We start from the raw sequence: 14,646 nt of genomic DNA, 5'->3' as shown, positions 1-14,646 counted from the left end.
CGCGATGCTGTCCACCCGCGACCTGGTCGTCGGCTACGAGACCCGGACCGTGCTCGACGGGCTGGACCTCGACCTGCCCGCCGACGCGTTCACGGTGATCGTCGGGCCGAACGCGTGCGGCAAGTCCACCCTGCTGCGCACCATGGCCCGGCTGCTCACCCCGCGGCGCGGCGCGGTGCTGCTCGACGGCACGGCGATCCGCGACCTGCCGACCCGCGAGGTGGCCCGGCGGCTCGGCGTGCTGCCGCAGAGCCCGCTGGTGCCCGAGGGGATCACGGTCGCCGACCTGGTCGGCCGGGGCCGCCAGCCCTACCAGCGGTGGTGGCGGCAGTGGTCCGCGGAGGACGGCCGGGCCGTCGACGAGGCCATGGCCATGGCCGACGTGGCCGAACTGGCCGACCGGCCGGTGGACACCCTCTCCGGCGGCCAGCGGCAGCGGGTCTGGATCGCCATGACCCTGGCCCAGGACACCGAGGCGCTGCTGCTGGACGAGCCGACCACCTTCCTCGACCTGGCCCACCAGGTGGAGGTGCTGGACCTGCTGCACCGGCTGCGCGCCGAGCGGGGCCGGACCGTGGTCGCCGTGCTGCACGACCTCAACCAGGCCGCCCGCTACGCCGACCACCTGGTTGCCATGCGTGCCGGCGCGGTGGTCGCCGCCGGCCCGCCGCGCGAGATCCTCACGGCCGACCTGGTCCGGGACGTCTTCGGGCTCGACTGCGTGGTCGTGCCCTGCCCGGTCACCGGCGCCCCGCTCGTGGTGCCCGCCCTGACCCACACCTCGGCCGCTCCGGCCGCCACGCCGGCCCCGGCCGGCGCCTCCGTCGGCGACGCGTGACCGCGCGCCGACCCGTACCCGTCATGAAAGGACCCTTGATGCGTCGTCTCGCCGTCGCTCTCACCGCGGCCCTCGCCCTCGGCGTGGGCCTCACCGCCTGCGGGGAGAGCGACCCCGTCTCCGGCACCAGCGCCGGGGAGACCCGGGAGATCACCCACGCGATGGGCACCACCAAGGTGCCCGCCGAACCGAAGCGCGTCGTGGTGCTCGACACCGACAAGATCGACACCGCGCTCTCGCTGGGCGTCACCCCGGTCGGCGCGGCCACCGCCGGCGAGGCGAAGAGCTGGCCCACCTACTTCGGCGCGGACAAGCTGGCCGGCATCAAGGAGGTCGGAGTGCTCACCGAGCCCGACCTGGAGGCGATCAACGCGCTCAAGCCGGACCTGATCCTCGGCAGCAAGTTCCGCCAGGAGAAGTTCTACGACGAGCTGTCCGCCATCGCCCCGACCGTGTTCACCGAGAAGGTGGGCATCACCTGGAAGGAGAACTTCCTCCTCGACGGCAAGGCCCTGGGCCGGGAGCAGCAGGCCAAGGACCAGCTCGCCGCGTACGAGAAGCGGGCGAAGGACTTCGGCGCGAAGCTCGGCGACGCCTCGTCGCGGAAGGTCTCCATCGTGCGCTTCATCCCGGGCAACATCCGGGTCTACGGCCCGGACTCGTTCTCCGGCATCGTGGTCGGCGACACCGGCCTGGGCCGCCCGCAGCGGCAGCTGCTGGAGGGCAAGGAGGACAAGCGCTTCGACCTGGTCAGCCCCGAGCGGGTCAGCGAGGTCGACGGCGACGTGGTCTTCGTGACCGCGTACGGGGAGAAGGCCGCCGCCGAGCAGGCGAAGGTCACGGGGGGCAGCCTGTGGCAGGGCCTGTCCGCGGTGAAGGCGGGCAAGGCGCACGTGGTCTCCGACGAGGTCTGGATGACCGGCATCGGCGTCGGCGCCGCCAACAAGATCCTGGACGACCTGGAGAAGTACCTGGCCGCCTGAGCCACCGACCGTCCGTGCCCGCCCGGCCCCGTGCCGGGCGGGCACTGTCGTCCTCAGGCCGGCAGCGGGTGGTCGGCCTCGAACCGGTCGCGGGTGAGGAAGGCGAGCTGGGCCCGCTTGTCCGGCATGTCGACCTCGGCGTCGAAGGTGAAGCCCTCCCGCTCCAGCCGGCGCAGCGCACGCTCGTTGCGCACGTCCGGCTCGACGACGATGCGCTGCCGCGTCGGGTCGGTGAAGAGGAAGCGGGCCAGGGCCGGCGCGACCGCCGAGGCGAGGCCCGGCGCCGGCCGGTTCGCCGCCAGCAGCAGGTGCATGCCCACGTCGCCGGTGCGGACCGGATAGCGCTCGCCGACCGGGTCGGCCTCGGGCTGGTAGGTCTGGAACAGGCCGACCGGCGTCCCGTCCAGCGTGATCAGGTACGCGTGGTGCGTGGCCAGCCCGTCGAGGAACGTGTAGACCTCCCGCACCTCGGCCTCGGTGTGCTCGCCCATGCCCCAGAACCGGGCCCACGGCTGGGTGACCCAGCCGTGCAGCAGCGCCGCGTCCGTCGCCGGCTCGACCGGGACGAGCCGCAGCTCGCCGAGGCCGGGCAGCTTCTCCTGGTACGTCATGACGGGTCTCCTTCTCGCGTGAGTTCCGCGTCGGGCACCGGGATCAGTTCGCCGGCCGCCCAGCGCGGCAGTTGGTCGTCGAAGTGCGGGTCGCCCACGCGGCCGGAGGCGCCGAACGGCACCACCCAGCGGCTGCGGGAGCGGTCGGTGAGGTCCCAGACGTAGCGGGCCACCGGGCCCCGCCAGCAGGCGTCGGAGACTCCGGGGACGCTGGAGGTGGCGAGCACGCAGTCGGTGTCGCCGCCGAGGGCCACCCGGTCGCGCATGGCCGCGACGGCGGCGTCGACCTGGGGGGCCGCGCCGAGGTGCACGGGGTGCAGGCGGTGCCGCGTGCCCCACGCCGGGGCCGGGCCGGCGGCCGCCACCTCGGCGAGCGCCGCCACGGCCACCGCGTCGACGTCCACCCCGAGCCGGTCCGCCCCGGCGACCAGCCCGTCGAGGGCGTGCCCGAGCCGCGCGAGGGGGTCGGTCCACGGCGCGAACAGCTCGTCGTACCGGGCCGGGGTGCGCAGCGGTCGCAGCCGGGGGTGGTCGTGCAGCCGGCGGACCAGCGCGGTGCGCCAGGCCGCCCAGGCGCCGGCGTCGGTGCTGTCGGCCGCCATCCGGCCGTCCCAGGCGCGCAGCCGGTCCCGCAGCGCCCGTGCCGCCGGGTCGACGGTCGCCGGGTCGAGCCCGTCGAGCACCGCCCGCAGCGGGCCGACCGCCAGCCGGGTGTCGACGTGCACGGCGTCCGCGGGCACGTCGACGGCGAGCAGGTCCCGGATCCGCGCGGCGCGGTGCGGGGGCGCGAAGTCGACCCCGAGGTCGGCCACGTCGTCGCGGCGGTCGTTGGCGCAGACCGCCACCCCGGCCACCTCGACCGGTTTGGCCTCGGCGTACCGGCCGGACCACCGGTAGCGCGGCTCCCAGCCGGGCACCGGCACCCACCGGCAGCGGTCGTCGCGCAGCGGCACCAGCCCGGCGACGAGCTGGCGTACGCCGCCGTGCCGGTCGGCCACCAGCACGCTGTTCACCGGCTCGACCCAGCCGCGCAGCGCCTCGGTGACGTCCTCCACGGTCCGCGACCGCAGCAGCGGCAGCAGCGCGTCGAAGCCGAGGTCCGCCTCGACCCGGGCGGGGATCCGCAGGCTGAGTGCCTCGCCGGTGTGCCGGTCGTGGTCGATCACCGGGCCGCGCGGGGTCTCGATCACCTCGACCGGCTCCGGGGCGGCGCCGCGGACCCGGATCCGCTCCACGTGGTGGCGGGCCGGCAGCCAGCCGTCGGCGTCCCGGACCAGCACCCGCCCGCCGTCGCGGCGCACCTGCTCGCGGTAGACGTCCTGGTAGTCGGCCATCGCGTTGGTGACCGCCCAGGCCACCTCGCCGGCGTGGCCGAAGTGCGGCAGCCCCGGCACGCCGGGGAAGGCGAAGCCGAGCACGTCGAACTCGGGGCAGGCCAGCCGGACCTGCTGGTAGATCCCGGGCAGCTCCAGCACCCGGTGCGGGTCGCCGGCCAGGACCGGCCCCCGCCCGGCGACCGGGTCACCGGGCACCACCCAGGCGTTGCTGCCCGAACCGCCCGGTCCCTCGACGGCGAACAGGCTCGTCGCCGCCGGGCCGAGGGTGGCCTCCACGTGGGCCCGCCAGAGCTTGTTGGGGAAGGTGCCGAAGAGGATGTGCTGGACCAGGAAGACGCCGAGCGGGGACCACGGCCGCCACCGGCCGGGGGCGCAGCCGGTCGCCGCGAACTCCGGGGCGCCGGCCGCGCCCTCGGCGAGCCCGGCGTTCACCCCGTCGACGTACGCGGTGACCCAGCGGCGGGTGGCGGGGGAGAGCCGCCGGAAGCAGCGGGCGGCGGTGTCGGCGAGGCGGGCCCGCCGGGCGAACCGGTCCCAGCCCAGTTCGGCGGGGCCGAGGTGTTCGGCCAGCCGGCCCTCGGCGCGCCACCGCTCGACCTCGATCTGCCAGGCCCGGTCGAGCGCGGCGGCGCGGCCCTGGAGCCGGGCCAGCTCCTCGACGCTGTTCCCCCACAGTTGCGGCACACCCCAGGCGTCACGCCGGATGCCGGTCACCGGCCGGCCGTCGCGGACACGTCACCAGCCGGCCACATCATGAACATCAACTTAGGTTACCCTCCCCTAACTAAGGCAGACCTTACTGGAGGGGTCACGTGAAGCGGAACTGGGAAGCGCTCGTGCTGCGAGCCATGGGCGGGCGGAACTTCCGGCTCACCGTGCTCGACACCGAGCCGGTCGGCGACCGGTACCGGCGGCTGCTGATGGACGGCGGCGGCCTGCTGGACGCCTGCGGCGTGCACCCCACCATGTGGATCCGGCTCTGGTTCGACAACGACGGCAAGCCGCACCAGCGGGCGTACACCCTGGTCGACCCCGACCCGGCCACCGGCCGGTTCCACCTGGAGTTCGCCCTGCACGACGGGTGCGCCGCCCGCTGGGCGGAGACCGCGGCCGTCGGCGACACCATCGACGCCACCGTGCAGGGCAGCGCCTTCGCCCTGCCCGAGCCGGCCCCGCGCCACCTCTTCCTGGTCGGCGACGCCGCCTCGCTGCCGGCGGTGAACAGCCTGCTCGACGCCGCCGCCGACGTGCCCGCCACGGTCTGGCTGGAGTACGCCCACGACGGCGAGCGGGCGCTGGCGCCCCGCGCCCGGGAGCACCACGAGGTCACCTGGGTCCCGCGCGGCGCCGACGGCGAGGGCCTCCTGAAGACCGTCCGGGACGCGCTGCCGGCCGCCGACGACGCGCACTACTGGGTGGCCGCCGAGGCGGCCAGTACCCGGGACATCACCCGGCACCTGCGCCGCACCCTCGGCGTCGGGAAGCACCAGGTGACCTCGCTGGGTTACTGGAGCGTTCGGTGACCGGTCGCCTGGGCGCGCTGACCATGAGACCCGCGTGTCGTCCCGGCCTCTTGACCCTCACGAGTTAGGTTAGGCTAACCTAACTTCGCGATCACTTCCGGACCGTGCGGGATCGCGAGGCGCCGTCGCGCCGTCGCCGTCGTGTCCGCTTCCGACCACTGAGGACTGCCCATGAGCCTGCCCGGAGCAACCGTTCCGGCCCCCTCGGCCGGCGCCGGCCCGGCCGCCGCCCGGGACCACCTGTTCACCGCCCGCTCGCTGGACCGCTACCGTGCGGTGCTGGCCGAGGGGGTCGAGCGGGTGGCCCGCCGGGTGGCGACCGCCGACCGGCCGTTCACCGGGGTCGCTCCGGACGACCTCGCCCCGCGCGTCGCGGCCGTCGACCTCGACCGGCCGCTCGGCGACACCGGCGCGGCCCTCGACGAACTGCACGACGTCTACCTGCGCGACACCGTGTACTTCCACCACCCCCGCTACCTGGCCCACCTGAACTGCCCGGTGGTGATCCCGGCGCTGCTCGGCGAGGCAGTGCTCAGCGCGGTCAACTCCTCGCTGGACACCTGGGACCAAAGCGCTGGCGGCACCCTCATCGAGCGCCGCCTGATCGGCTGGACGGCCGAGCGGATCGGGCTCGGGCCCGCCGCCGACGGGGTGTTCACCAGCGGCGGCACGCACTCCAACCTCCAGGCGCTGCTGCTGGCCCGGGAGGAGGCGCGGGCACGGGCCGGGCTGCGGCCCGGCCCCGAGGCGCTGTCCCGGCTGCGGGTGCTCACCTCCGCCGCCGGCCACTTCAGCGTGCAGAAGGCGGCCCGGCTGCTCGGCCTCGGCCCCGACGCCGTCCGCACCGTCGACACCGACCCGCAGCGGCGGATGCGCCCCGACGCGCTGGCCCGGGAGATCGCCCGCTGCCGGGCGGACGGGCTGCTGGTCATGGCCGTCGTCGCCACGGCCGGCACCACCGACTTCGGCAGCATCGACCCGCTGCCGCAGGTCGCCGACATCTGCGCGGCGGCCGGCGTGTGGCTGCACGTCGACGCCGCGTACGGCTGCGGGCTGCTGGTCTCGCCGACCCGCCGGCACCTGCTCGACGGCATCGAGCGGGCCGACTCGGTGACCGTGGACTACCACAAGTCCTTCTTCCAGCCGGTCAGCTCCAGCGCCGTGCTCGTGCGCGACGGCCGGACGCTGCGGCACGCCACCTGGCACGCGGACTACCTCAACCCGGCGCGCGCCGTCGAGCAGCGCATCCCCAACCAGGTCGACAAGAGCCTCCAGACCACCCGCCGCTTCGACGCGCTCAAGCTCTGGCTCACCCTGCGGATCATGGGGGCCGACGGGATCGGCGCGCTGTTCGACGAGGTGGTGGACCGGGCCGGCGAGGCCTGGCACCTGCTCGACGCCGACCCGCGATTCGAGGTGGTGACCCGGCCGACGCTGAGCACCCTGGTGTTCCGCTGGCGGCCCGCCGGCCTGGCCGCCGACCTCGTCGACGACGCCAACCTGTACGCCCGCGAGGCGCTCGCCGCCTCCGGCGCCGCGCTCGTCGCGGGCACCCGGGTGGACGGCGCCCACCACCTGAAGTTCACCCTGCTCAACCCGGAGACGACCGGGGAGGACGTCGCCGCGGTGCTCGACCTGATCGCCGAACACGCCGGCTGGTACGCCCGCACCCGCACCGCCGCCGAGCTGTCCTGCCCGGTCGGCTGACCGGCCCCGCCCTGGAGAACCCCATGTCGACCCACGACTTCATCGCCGTCGGGCTGGGCCCGTACAACCTCGGCCTGGCCTGCCTGACCGCCCCGATCGCCGACCTCGACGGCCTCTTCCTGGAGGCCCGCGACGACGTCGACTGGCATCCCGGCATGCTGCTGGAGAGCGCCCACCTGCAGACCCCGTTCCTCGCCGACCTGGTCACGCTCGCCGACCCAACCTCGCCGTACTCCTTCCTCAGCTATCTCAAGGAGACCGGCCGGCTCTACCCGTTCTACATCCGCGAGAACTTCTTTCCGCTGCGCAGCGAGTTCGACGCCTACTGCCGGTGGGCCGCCGCGAAGCTGCCCAGCGTCCGCTTCGGACACGAGGTGACGGCCGTCGAGTACGACGCCACCGACGACCGGTACGTGGTGCACGCCCGGGTGGACGGCCGCGCGGTCACCCACCGGGCCCGCCGGCTGGTGCTCGGTACCGGCACCCCGCCGCACGTGCCGCCGGCCTGCGCGGGGCTGGGTGGCGACGTGATCCACAACTCGCGGTACCGGGAGCACCGGGACGCGCTGCGCGGCAAGCGGAGCGTCACCGTCATCGGCAGCGGGCAGAGCGCCGCCGAGATCTACCACGACCTGCTGGCCGACATCGACACGCACGGCTACCAGCTGAACTGGGTCACCCGCTCGCCGCGCTTCTTCCCGCTCGAATACACCAAGCTCACCCTGGAGATGACCTCCCCGGACTACGTGGACTACTTCCACGCCCTGCCCGAGCCGACCCGCTACCGCCTCGAAGCGGAGCAGAAGGGCCTGTTCAAGGGCATCGACGCGGAGCTGATCAACGGGATCTTCGACCTGCTCTACGTGAAGAGCATCGGCCGCCCGGTGCCGACCCGGCTGCTCACCAACACCGAGCTGACCGAGGCGACCCACGACCCGGAGCGCGGGACGTACACGCTGGGGCTGCACCACGTCGAGCAGGAGCGTGACTTCACCCTGGACACCGAGGGGCTGATCCTGGCCACCGGCTACCGCTACCGGGTGCCCGCCTTCCTCGACCCGATCCGCGACCGGCTCCGCTTCGACGGCCACGGCCGCTTCGACGTGGCCCGCAACTACAGCATCGACCACACCGGACGGGGCGTCTTCCTCCAGAACGCCGGCACCCACACGCACAGCGTCACCTCGCCCGACCTCGGCATGGGCCCCTACCGCAACTCGTGGATCATCCGGGAGCTGACCGGCCGCGAGCACTACCCGATCGAGAAGAGCATCGCCTTCCAGGAGTTCGGCGCGCCGGCCGGGATGGCCTCATGACGGCGCCCGCCCACCACCGGCACGATCCGCGCCTCGGCGAGTTCAGCCTCCGCCCGCTCGACCCGGACGCCGACGCCGCGCTGCTGCACCGCTGGGTCACGCACCCCAAGGCGGTGTTCTGGATGATGCAGGACGCCGACGTGGCCCGGGTGGCCGAGGAGTACCGGCGGATCGCCGCGCACCCGCACCACGACGCGTACCTCGGGTGCTGGCAGGGGCGCCCGGCGTTCCTCGCCGAGCGCTACGACCCCGCCGAGGTCGAGCTGGTCGGCCTCTACGACCCGGTCGAGGGCGACGTCGGGATGCACTTCCTCTGCGCCCCCGCCGACGCGCCGGTGCACGGCTTCACCCTCGCCGTGATCACCACGGTGCTGGACTGGATCTTCGCCGATCCGGCCACCCGCCGGGTGGTGGTCGAGCCCGACGTGCGCAACACCGCCGTGCACGCCGTGAACGCGGCCGTCGGCTTCACCGTCGTCGGCCCGATCGCCAAGCCCGAGAAGACCGCCCTGCTGAGCGTCTGCACCCGCGAGCAGTTCCTGGCCGCCACCCGTTGAGAGGTACCCGCGTGACCACCCCCTCCGCCGCCGTCGACCACCTCACCCCCGAGCTGTGGGCCGCCGCGAACCGCCACCTGGTCCGCAAGGCCCTGGCCGAGTTCGCCCACGAACGGCTCATCACCCCCGAGCCGCTGAGCCCCGGCCACTACCGGGTGCGCAGCGACGACGGCACGGCCGAGTACCGCTTCGCGGCCCGGCAGTTGAGCCTGCACCACTGGTGGATCGACCCCGCCGGCCTGACCCGGCACGTCGACGGGCGGGCGGCCCCGCTCGACGCGGTCGACCTCTGCCTGGAGCTGCGCGGCGCGCTCGGCCTCACCGACGCCGTCCTGCCCGTCTACCTGGAGGAGATCACCTCCACCCTGGCCGGGCTCGCCTACAAGCTGGCCCGGCCCGAGCTGGCGGCGGCCGAGCTGGTCCAGGCGGACTTCCAGCAGATCGAGACGGCGATGACCGAGGGCCACCCGTGCTTCGTGGCCAACAGCGGCCGGATCGGCTGGGGCGTGCACGACCACCACCGGTACGCCCCGGAGGCCGGCCAGCCGGTCCGCCTGCTCTGGCTCGCCGCCCACCGCGACCACACCACCTTCACCTGCGCCGCCGACCTGAACTACGACACCCACGTCCGGGCCGAACTCGGCGCCGAGACCCTCGCGGGGTTCGCCCGCACCCTCACCGGGCTCGGCCTCGACCCGGCCGACTACCTGCTGCTGCCCGTGCACCCCTGGCAGTGGTGGAACAAGCTGGCCGTCACCTTCGCCGGCGAGGTGGCCCGGCGCCACCTCGTGCCGCTGGGCGAGGGGCCGGACGAGCACCTGGCCCAGCAGTCGGTGCGCACCTTCTTCAACATCACCGACCCGAACCGGCACTACGTGAAGACCGCGCTCTCGGTGCTCAACATGGGCTTCATGCGCGGGCTGTCCGCCGCGTACATGGAACACACCCCGGCCATCAACGACTGGCTGGCCGGCCTGATCGCCGCCGACCCGGTGTTCGCGCGGACCGGGCTGTCGATCATCCGGGAGCAGGCCGCCATCGGCTACCGGCACCGGCAGTTCGAGGCGGCCACCGACCGGTACTCGCCGTACCGGAAGATGCTCGCCGCGCTCTGGCGGGAGAGCCCGGTGCCCGGGCTGGAGCCCGGCCGGCGCCTGGCCACCATGGCGTCGCTGCTGCACGTCGACCGGGCCGGCCGCTCGTTCGCCGGTGCGCTGATCGCCGGCTCCGGGTTGGCCCCGGCGGACTGGCTGCGCCGCTACCTGGACGCCTACCTCGTGCCGGTGCTGCACGCGCTGTACGCGTACGACCTGGCGTTCATGCCGCACGGCGAGAACGTCATCCTGGTGCTCCGCGACGACGCGGTCGAGCGGGTGGTCTTCAAGGACATCGCCGAGGAGATCGTGGTGATGAACCCGCAGGCCGACCTGCCCGAGGCGGTGAGCCGGATCCGCGCCGCCGTGCCCGAGGACGAGAAGGTGCTCTGCGTCTTCACCGACGTGTTCGACTCGTTCCTGCGCCACCTCAACGCGATCCTCGACACCGAGGGGATCCTCGACGAGGAGACCTTCTGGCGGACCGTGGCCGGGTGCGTCACCGCCTACACGGAGTCGGTGCCGCACCTGGCCGACCGGCACGACCTGTTCGCCCCGGAGTTCGCGCTGTCCTGCTTGAACCGGCTGCAGCTGCGCAACAACCAGCAGATGGTCGACCTGGCGGACCCGTCGGCGGCGCTCCAGTTCGTCGGGACGCTGGCCAACCCCCTCGCCCCGTACGCCCCGCGGCCGTGAGCGTCCTCGCCGCGCCGGTCGCCCCGGCCGGGCCGGCGGTGCTCCGGCACCGCTGGTGGATCCTGGCGGTGCTCTGCCTGGCCCAGGTCACCGTGGTGCTGGACAACACCGTGCTCACCGTCGCCGTGCCGGTGCTCACCACCGAGCTGGGCGCCAGCACCAGCGACATCCAGTGGATCATCAACGCGTACGCCCTGGTCCTGTCCGGCCTGCTGATCAGCGCCGGCAGCGCGGCCGACCGGTACGGCCGGCGGCGGATGCTGCTGGCCGGGCTGGTGCTGTTCGGGGCCGGCTCGCTGGCCGCCGGCCTGGCGACCACCACCGGTCAGCTCATCGCGGCCCGGGCCGGGATGGGTGTCGGCGGCGCGCTGCTGGTCACCGCAACCCTCGCGGTGGCCGTGCAGGTCTTCGAAGGACCGGCGCGGCAGCGGGCCATCGGGGTCTGGGCGGCGACCAGCGCGCTGGGCTTCGCCGTCGGCCCACCGGTCGGCGGGACGATCCTCGCCCACCTGCCCTGGCAGGCCATCTTCCTGGTGAACGTGCCGGTGGTCCTGGTCTGCCTGGTGGCCGTCCGGATGCTCGTGCCGGAGTCCCGCAAGGCGCTCACCGGCCGCCTCGACCTGCTCGGCGTGCTGCTCTCCACGGCCGGGCTCACCGGCGTGGTCTGGGCGATCACCGCCGGGCCGGAGGAGGGCTGGGCCGCGCCCGCGGTGCTCGCCGCGGCCGTGGGCGGCGCCCTGCTGCTCGGCCTCTTCGTCGCCTGGGAACACCGGGTCGCCGACCCGATGCTGGACATGGGCCTGTTCCGCAACCCCCGCTTCACCGGCGCGGTCTCCGGGGTCGTGCTGATCACCTTCGGCGCGACCGGCGCGCTGTTCCTGCTCACCCAGCACCTGCAGTTCGTCCGCGGCTACCCGGCCTGGGAGGCCGGGCTGCGGATGGCCCCGTTCGCGCTGTCCATCGTGGTGCTCAACCTCACCGGGGTGGCCGCCGCGCTGATCCGCCGGATGGGGCGGCCGGCCGCGGTCGCCATCGGGATGGCGCTGCTCGCCGTCGGGCTGCTGGCCGTCACGTACACGCCGGGCGACGGCTATCCGGCGCTGCTCGGTGGCCTGCTGCTGATGGGCGCCGGCTGCGCGCTGGCCAACCCGGCGATCGTCGAGGCGGTGGTGAGCGCGCTGCCGCCGGAGCGGGCCGGCGCCGGGGCGGGTGTCGACGGCACCATGACCGAGGTCGGTGGCAGCCTCGGCGTGGCCGTGCTCGGCGCCGTGCTGAACGCGCGGTTCGCCGCCCTGCTGCCCGCCGCGCTGGCCGGGGCCGGCTCGTTCCCGGCCGCGCTGGCCGCCGCCGGCACCGACGGCGAGCGCACGCTGGTCCGGGACGCGTTCCGGGTGGCGCTGGAGACCGGGCAGACCGTGGGGGCGGCGGCCGTGCTGGCCGGTGGCCTGGTCACCGCGTACCTGCTGCACCGCGCCCGGCACCAGTGACGGCGCCGGGCGCGGCCCGCCGGGTCAGGCGGCGGTGGACCAGATGGCGCGGAAGGCAGCGGCCTCGCCCGCCAGCCACTGCTCGATCTGCTCCGGCTTGGCGTCGGCCGGCATCCGGTGGGACTCGCCGCGCCGGACGTCGACCAGCACCGGCTCGGCGTGCGGCAGGACCGCGTCCATGTGCCGGGCCATCAGGTGCAGGGTCGCGAGGGTCGCCTCCTCGCTCGGCGGAACCTCGTCGAAGTGCAGCCGGATGGCCTCGGCGCGACCGTCGGCGTAGCGCACGCCGAACTGCGGGTTGATCTTCACGGGCAGGTCGCCCAGCATGGCCAGCGCGTCGCGGGTCTGGGCCAGGTCGACGCCGGCCGGCTCGCCGAGCGAGTGCAGCCAGGTGGTCGCACCGGGCACCAGCGCCTCGTAGAGCGGGCGCCAGCGCGGCTTGACCAGGTCGGCCACCTGGGCCAGGTGGGTGCCGCCGGTGTGGAAGGCGACGTCGGCCTTGAGCGCCTTGACGAACTGACCGTGCGGGTTGAAGCCGTGCCGGCTCGCCCGCTGCTTGCGCAGGCCGCCCACGAAGGTGGCCTTGGTGGGCCCGGTGCGGTCCACGTAGCGGGTGAACCCGAGGAGGGTGGCGTAGGGGGTGACAGGGGCGGCGGAGGTGGGCGCAGTCACGAGCATCCTCCCAGGTCAAAAGCTCGATTAGTACATACATTCTAATCGACAGGTCTGACATCGCCCAGGGGTCTGGAGAGGTCTCTTCGCACGGGACACCGCGGTGGCTGATCACCAACTAGAGTGCGGGCTTCCATCGTCTCTTCCGGAGCACACATGACATCCCTCACGGCCCGTTGGTCCCGCCTCGCCGTCGGCGCGGCGCTGCTGGCGACGACCGCGTTGTTCGGTTCCTCCGCCCCGGCCCACGCCGCGGACGCGCTGCCCGATCTCTTCGTCTCGTTCGACCGCGAGCCCGTCGCGGAGATCGACAACAGCGGCACCACCATCGGCATGTACGTCTACAACTACGGTGAGGCCGACGCGAGCGCGGTGACCGTCACCCTTGACCTGAGCAAGCTCTCCGACGCGGTCACCGCGTCCGTGTCGGACTGGGACGACACCTGCAAGCTCGCCGACGCCAAGGTCACCTGCACCGTCGGCCGTCTTGAGGCCGGGCAGGTCACGAACCTCTACCCGGTGTCACTGGCGAGCCGCACGGGCGCCGCGCCCGGCGACGCGGGCTCGGTCACCGTGACCATCGCCGGCGGCGAGGACGACGCCAACCCCGGCGACAACACGACCACGTTCCCGGTCACGGTGGTCCCGTCGGGCCCCGACCTGGTCGCCGCCGCCGACAACCTGAACGACAAGGCCCACCCGGTCGGCGCGGGCGACCGCCTCCCGCTCTACAGCGGTGTGCTGAACGAGGGCGACAGCCCGGCGACGGACTTCACGGTCCGGGTCGACCTGCCCACGGGCGCCACCTTCGTCGAGCGGTACAGCGACTGCACCTACGTCGACTACTACCCGAAGGACATCGGCGGGCCCTACGTGTACGGGCCGAGCCAGGTCACCTGCACGGTGCCGCTGACGCTCAAGCCCGGCGAGGGGCTGCTGCTGTTCGACGACGAGACCGACACGTCGCTGTTCAACATCACGTTCGGCCGCAACCTGCCCGGTCCGGACGAGAGCTACGCCGCCTTCAGCACGGCTCTGGCCGGGGAGGCGCAGGCGGCGAAGAAGGTCGCGGCCGCCAAGGGCACGGGACCGTCGTTCGCCTCCGCCGCCGAGAAGCTGCACGCCAAGGCCGTGCGGGCGGGCCTCGCCCGGCAGTCCGTCGTGGAGCGTGAGCTCGACGAGTCGGACAACTACGCCGACTTCCGGTTCTGGAGCAAGAAGAACACGCTCGACGTCGCCGTCACCGCCCCGCCGGTGAAGGGCACCGTCGGCCAGACGGTCGACCTCGCCTACGAGGTCGTCAACAACGGCCCGTCCGACGGCGGCGGCCCCGGGGTCGTCATCACCGCGCCGGGCGGCACGGTGCTGCTGCCCTCCGAGTGGTGCTGGACCGACGGCACGCCGGGCAAGCAGCTGCCGGAGTCGGCGAAGCTGCGCTGCAACTTCGAGAGCGAGTTCCCCAGCGTCGCCTCCGGCTGGGGCCGGATCAAGGTCACCGTCAAGCTGAAGATCAAGTCGACGCCGGGAACCAACGGCACGATCGTGGTCGACGGCGCGACGTCCTCCACCGAGTCGAAGCCGGAGAACAACACGGCCCGCATCGTCATCACCGGCGCCGAGGGCGGCTCCGGTGACGGCAGCGGCGGCTCCGGTGGCGGGCTGCCGGTCACCGGCGCCCCGGCCGCCGCGCTCGCCGGCGGCGGCGCCGCCGTGCTGGCGCTCGGCGCCGTGCTGTTCGTCATGTTCCGTCGTCGCCGCGTGGCCTTCCAGACCCCGCGCGACTGATCCAGCGACACCGCAGGGGTGGGCCGATCTCCCGGCTCAC

General features: G+C 73.8%; 12 protein-coding genes. 9 read left to right on the top strand and 3 right to left on the bottom strand.

The genetic code is table 11. The features are described from left to right. Positions 1–4 precede the first annotated feature (4 nt). Positions 5–838: an ABC transporter ATP-binding protein gene (locus ABZS80_RS16380; RefSeq protein ID WP_151462476.1), complete on the top strand. Its 834-nt coding sequence runs from the start codon at positions 5–7 to the stop codon at positions 836–838. A gap of 38 nt (positions 839–876) precedes the next feature. Then, positions 877–1,821: an iron-siderophore ABC transporter substrate-binding protein gene (locus ABZS80_RS16375; RefSeq protein ID WP_355056540.1), complete on the top strand. Its 945-nt coding sequence runs from the start codon at positions 877–879 to the stop codon at positions 1,819–1,821. 53 nt (positions 1,822–1,874) lie between these two features. Here ABZS80_RS16375 and ABZS80_RS16370 read toward each other — a convergent pair whose 3' ends face one another. Together ABZS80_RS16370 and ABZS80_RS16365 are read right to left on the bottom strand one after the other, a co-directional pair. Then, positions 1,875–2,432: a GNAT family N-acetyltransferase gene (locus tag ABZS80_RS16370; protein WP_355056538.1), complete on the bottom strand. Its 558-nt coding sequence runs from the start codon at positions 2,430–2,432 to the stop codon at positions 1,875–1,877. Further along, on the bottom strand, positions 2,429–4,483 hold the full coding sequence (locus ABZS80_RS16365; protein WP_355056536.1) for a penicillin acylase family protein: 2,055 nt from the start codon (positions 4,481–4,483) through the stop codon (positions 2,429–2,431). The genes ABZS80_RS16370 and ABZS80_RS16365 overlap by 4 nt, the downstream gene beginning before the upstream one ends. A 98-nt stretch (positions 4,484–4,581) precedes the next feature. On the opposite strand from ABZS80_RS16365, the gene ABZS80_RS16360 reads away from it, so the two are divergent. From ABZS80_RS16360 to ABZS80_RS16335, 6 genes are all read left to right on the top strand, one after another. Further along, positions 4,582–5,292 (top strand): siderophore-interacting protein, encoded by a 711-nt coding sequence (locus ABZS80_RS16360; RefSeq protein WP_355056534.1) that lies wholly within the window; start codon positions 4,582–4,584, stop codon positions 5,290–5,292. A gap of 171 nt (positions 5,293–5,463) precedes the next feature. Next, positions 5,464–6,999, top strand: a complete 1,536-nt coding sequence (locus ABZS80_RS16355) for an aspartate aminotransferase family protein (RefSeq protein ID WP_355056532.1) — start codon at positions 5,464–5,466, stop codon at positions 6,997–6,999. Positions 7,000–7,022: 23 nt separating this feature from the next. Then, positions 7,023–8,315, top strand: coding sequence for a SidA/IucD/PvdA family monooxygenase (locus ABZS80_RS16350; protein WP_355056530.1), 1,293 nt, complete (start codon positions 7,023–7,025; stop codon positions 8,313–8,315). After that, a complete protein-coding gene (locus tag ABZS80_RS16345; RefSeq protein ID WP_355056528.1) occupies positions 8,312–8,872 on the top strand; it encodes a GNAT family N-acetyltransferase in 561 nt (186 codons plus the stop codon). Before ABZS80_RS16350 ends, ABZS80_RS16345 begins: the two co-directional genes overlap by 4 nt. Positions 8,873–8,883: 11 nt before the next feature. Beyond that, entirely contained in the window at positions 8,884–10,662 is a 1,779-nt protein-coding gene (locus tag ABZS80_RS16340; protein ID WP_355056526.1) for an IucA/IucC family siderophore biosynthesis protein, read from the top strand. Continuing rightward, positions 10,659–12,149 (top strand): MFS transporter, encoded by a 1,491-nt coding sequence (locus ABZS80_RS16335; protein WP_355056524.1) that lies wholly within the window; start codon positions 10,659–10,661, stop codon positions 12,147–12,149. The genes ABZS80_RS16340 and ABZS80_RS16335 overlap by 4 nt, the downstream gene beginning before the upstream one ends. A gap of 24 nt (positions 12,150–12,173) precedes the next feature. On the opposite strand, the gene ABZS80_RS16330 is transcribed toward ABZS80_RS16335, so the two are convergent. Continuing rightward, positions 12,174–12,821 carry a hypothetical protein gene (locus tag ABZS80_RS16330; protein WP_355056522.1) on the bottom strand — a complete coding sequence of 216 codons (648 nt, stop codon included), beginning with the start codon at positions 12,819–12,821 and terminating at the stop codon, positions 12,174–12,176. 156 nt (positions 12,822–12,977) lie between these two features. On the opposite strand from ABZS80_RS16330, the gene ABZS80_RS16325 reads away from it, so the two are divergent. Beyond that, positions 12,978–14,606, top strand: coding sequence for a peptidase (locus ABZS80_RS16325; RefSeq protein ID WP_355056520.1), 1,629 nt, complete (start codon positions 12,978–12,980; stop codon positions 14,604–14,606). The last annotated feature ends 40 nt before the right edge of the window (positions 14,607–14,646 follow it).

The organism is Micromonospora sp. NPDC005305, assembly GCF_040607315.1.
GTDB lineage: Bacteria > Actinomycetota > Actinomycetes > Mycobacteriales > Micromonosporaceae > Micromonospora.
Note: the sequence above shows the minus strand (reverse complement) of the source record. Positions and strands in the feature narration are given on the sequence as shown.

Excerpts from the sequence above, each read along its gene's own strand:
- ABZS80_RS16380 (WP_151462476.1), top strand. The coding sequence starts at position 5 with ATGCTGTCCACCCGCGACCTGGTCGTCGGCTACGAGACCCGGACCGTG.
- ABZS80_RS16375 (WP_355056540.1), top strand. The coding sequence starts at position 877 with ATGCGTCGTCTCGCCGTCGCTCTCACCGCGGCCCTCGCCCTCGGCGTG.
- ABZS80_RS16370 (WP_355056538.1), bottom strand. The coding sequence starts at position 2,432 with ATGACGTACCAGGAGAAGCTGCCCGGCCTCGGCGAGCTGCGGCTCGTC.
- ABZS80_RS16355 (WP_355056532.1), top strand. The coding sequence starts at position 5,464 with ATGAGCCTGCCCGGAGCAACCGTTCCGGCCCCCTCGGCCGGCGCCGGC.
- ABZS80_RS16350 (WP_355056530.1), top strand. The coding sequence starts at position 7,023 with ATGTCGACCCACGACTTCATCGCCGTCGGGCTGGGCCCGTACAACCTC.
- ABZS80_RS16345 (WP_355056528.1), top strand. The coding sequence starts at position 8,312 with ATGACGGCGCCCGCCCACCACCGGCACGATCCGCGCCTCGGCGAGTTC.
- ABZS80_RS16325 (WP_355056520.1), top strand. The coding sequence starts at position 12,978 with ATGACATCCCTCACGGCCCGTTGGTCCCGCCTCGCCGTCGGCGCGGCG.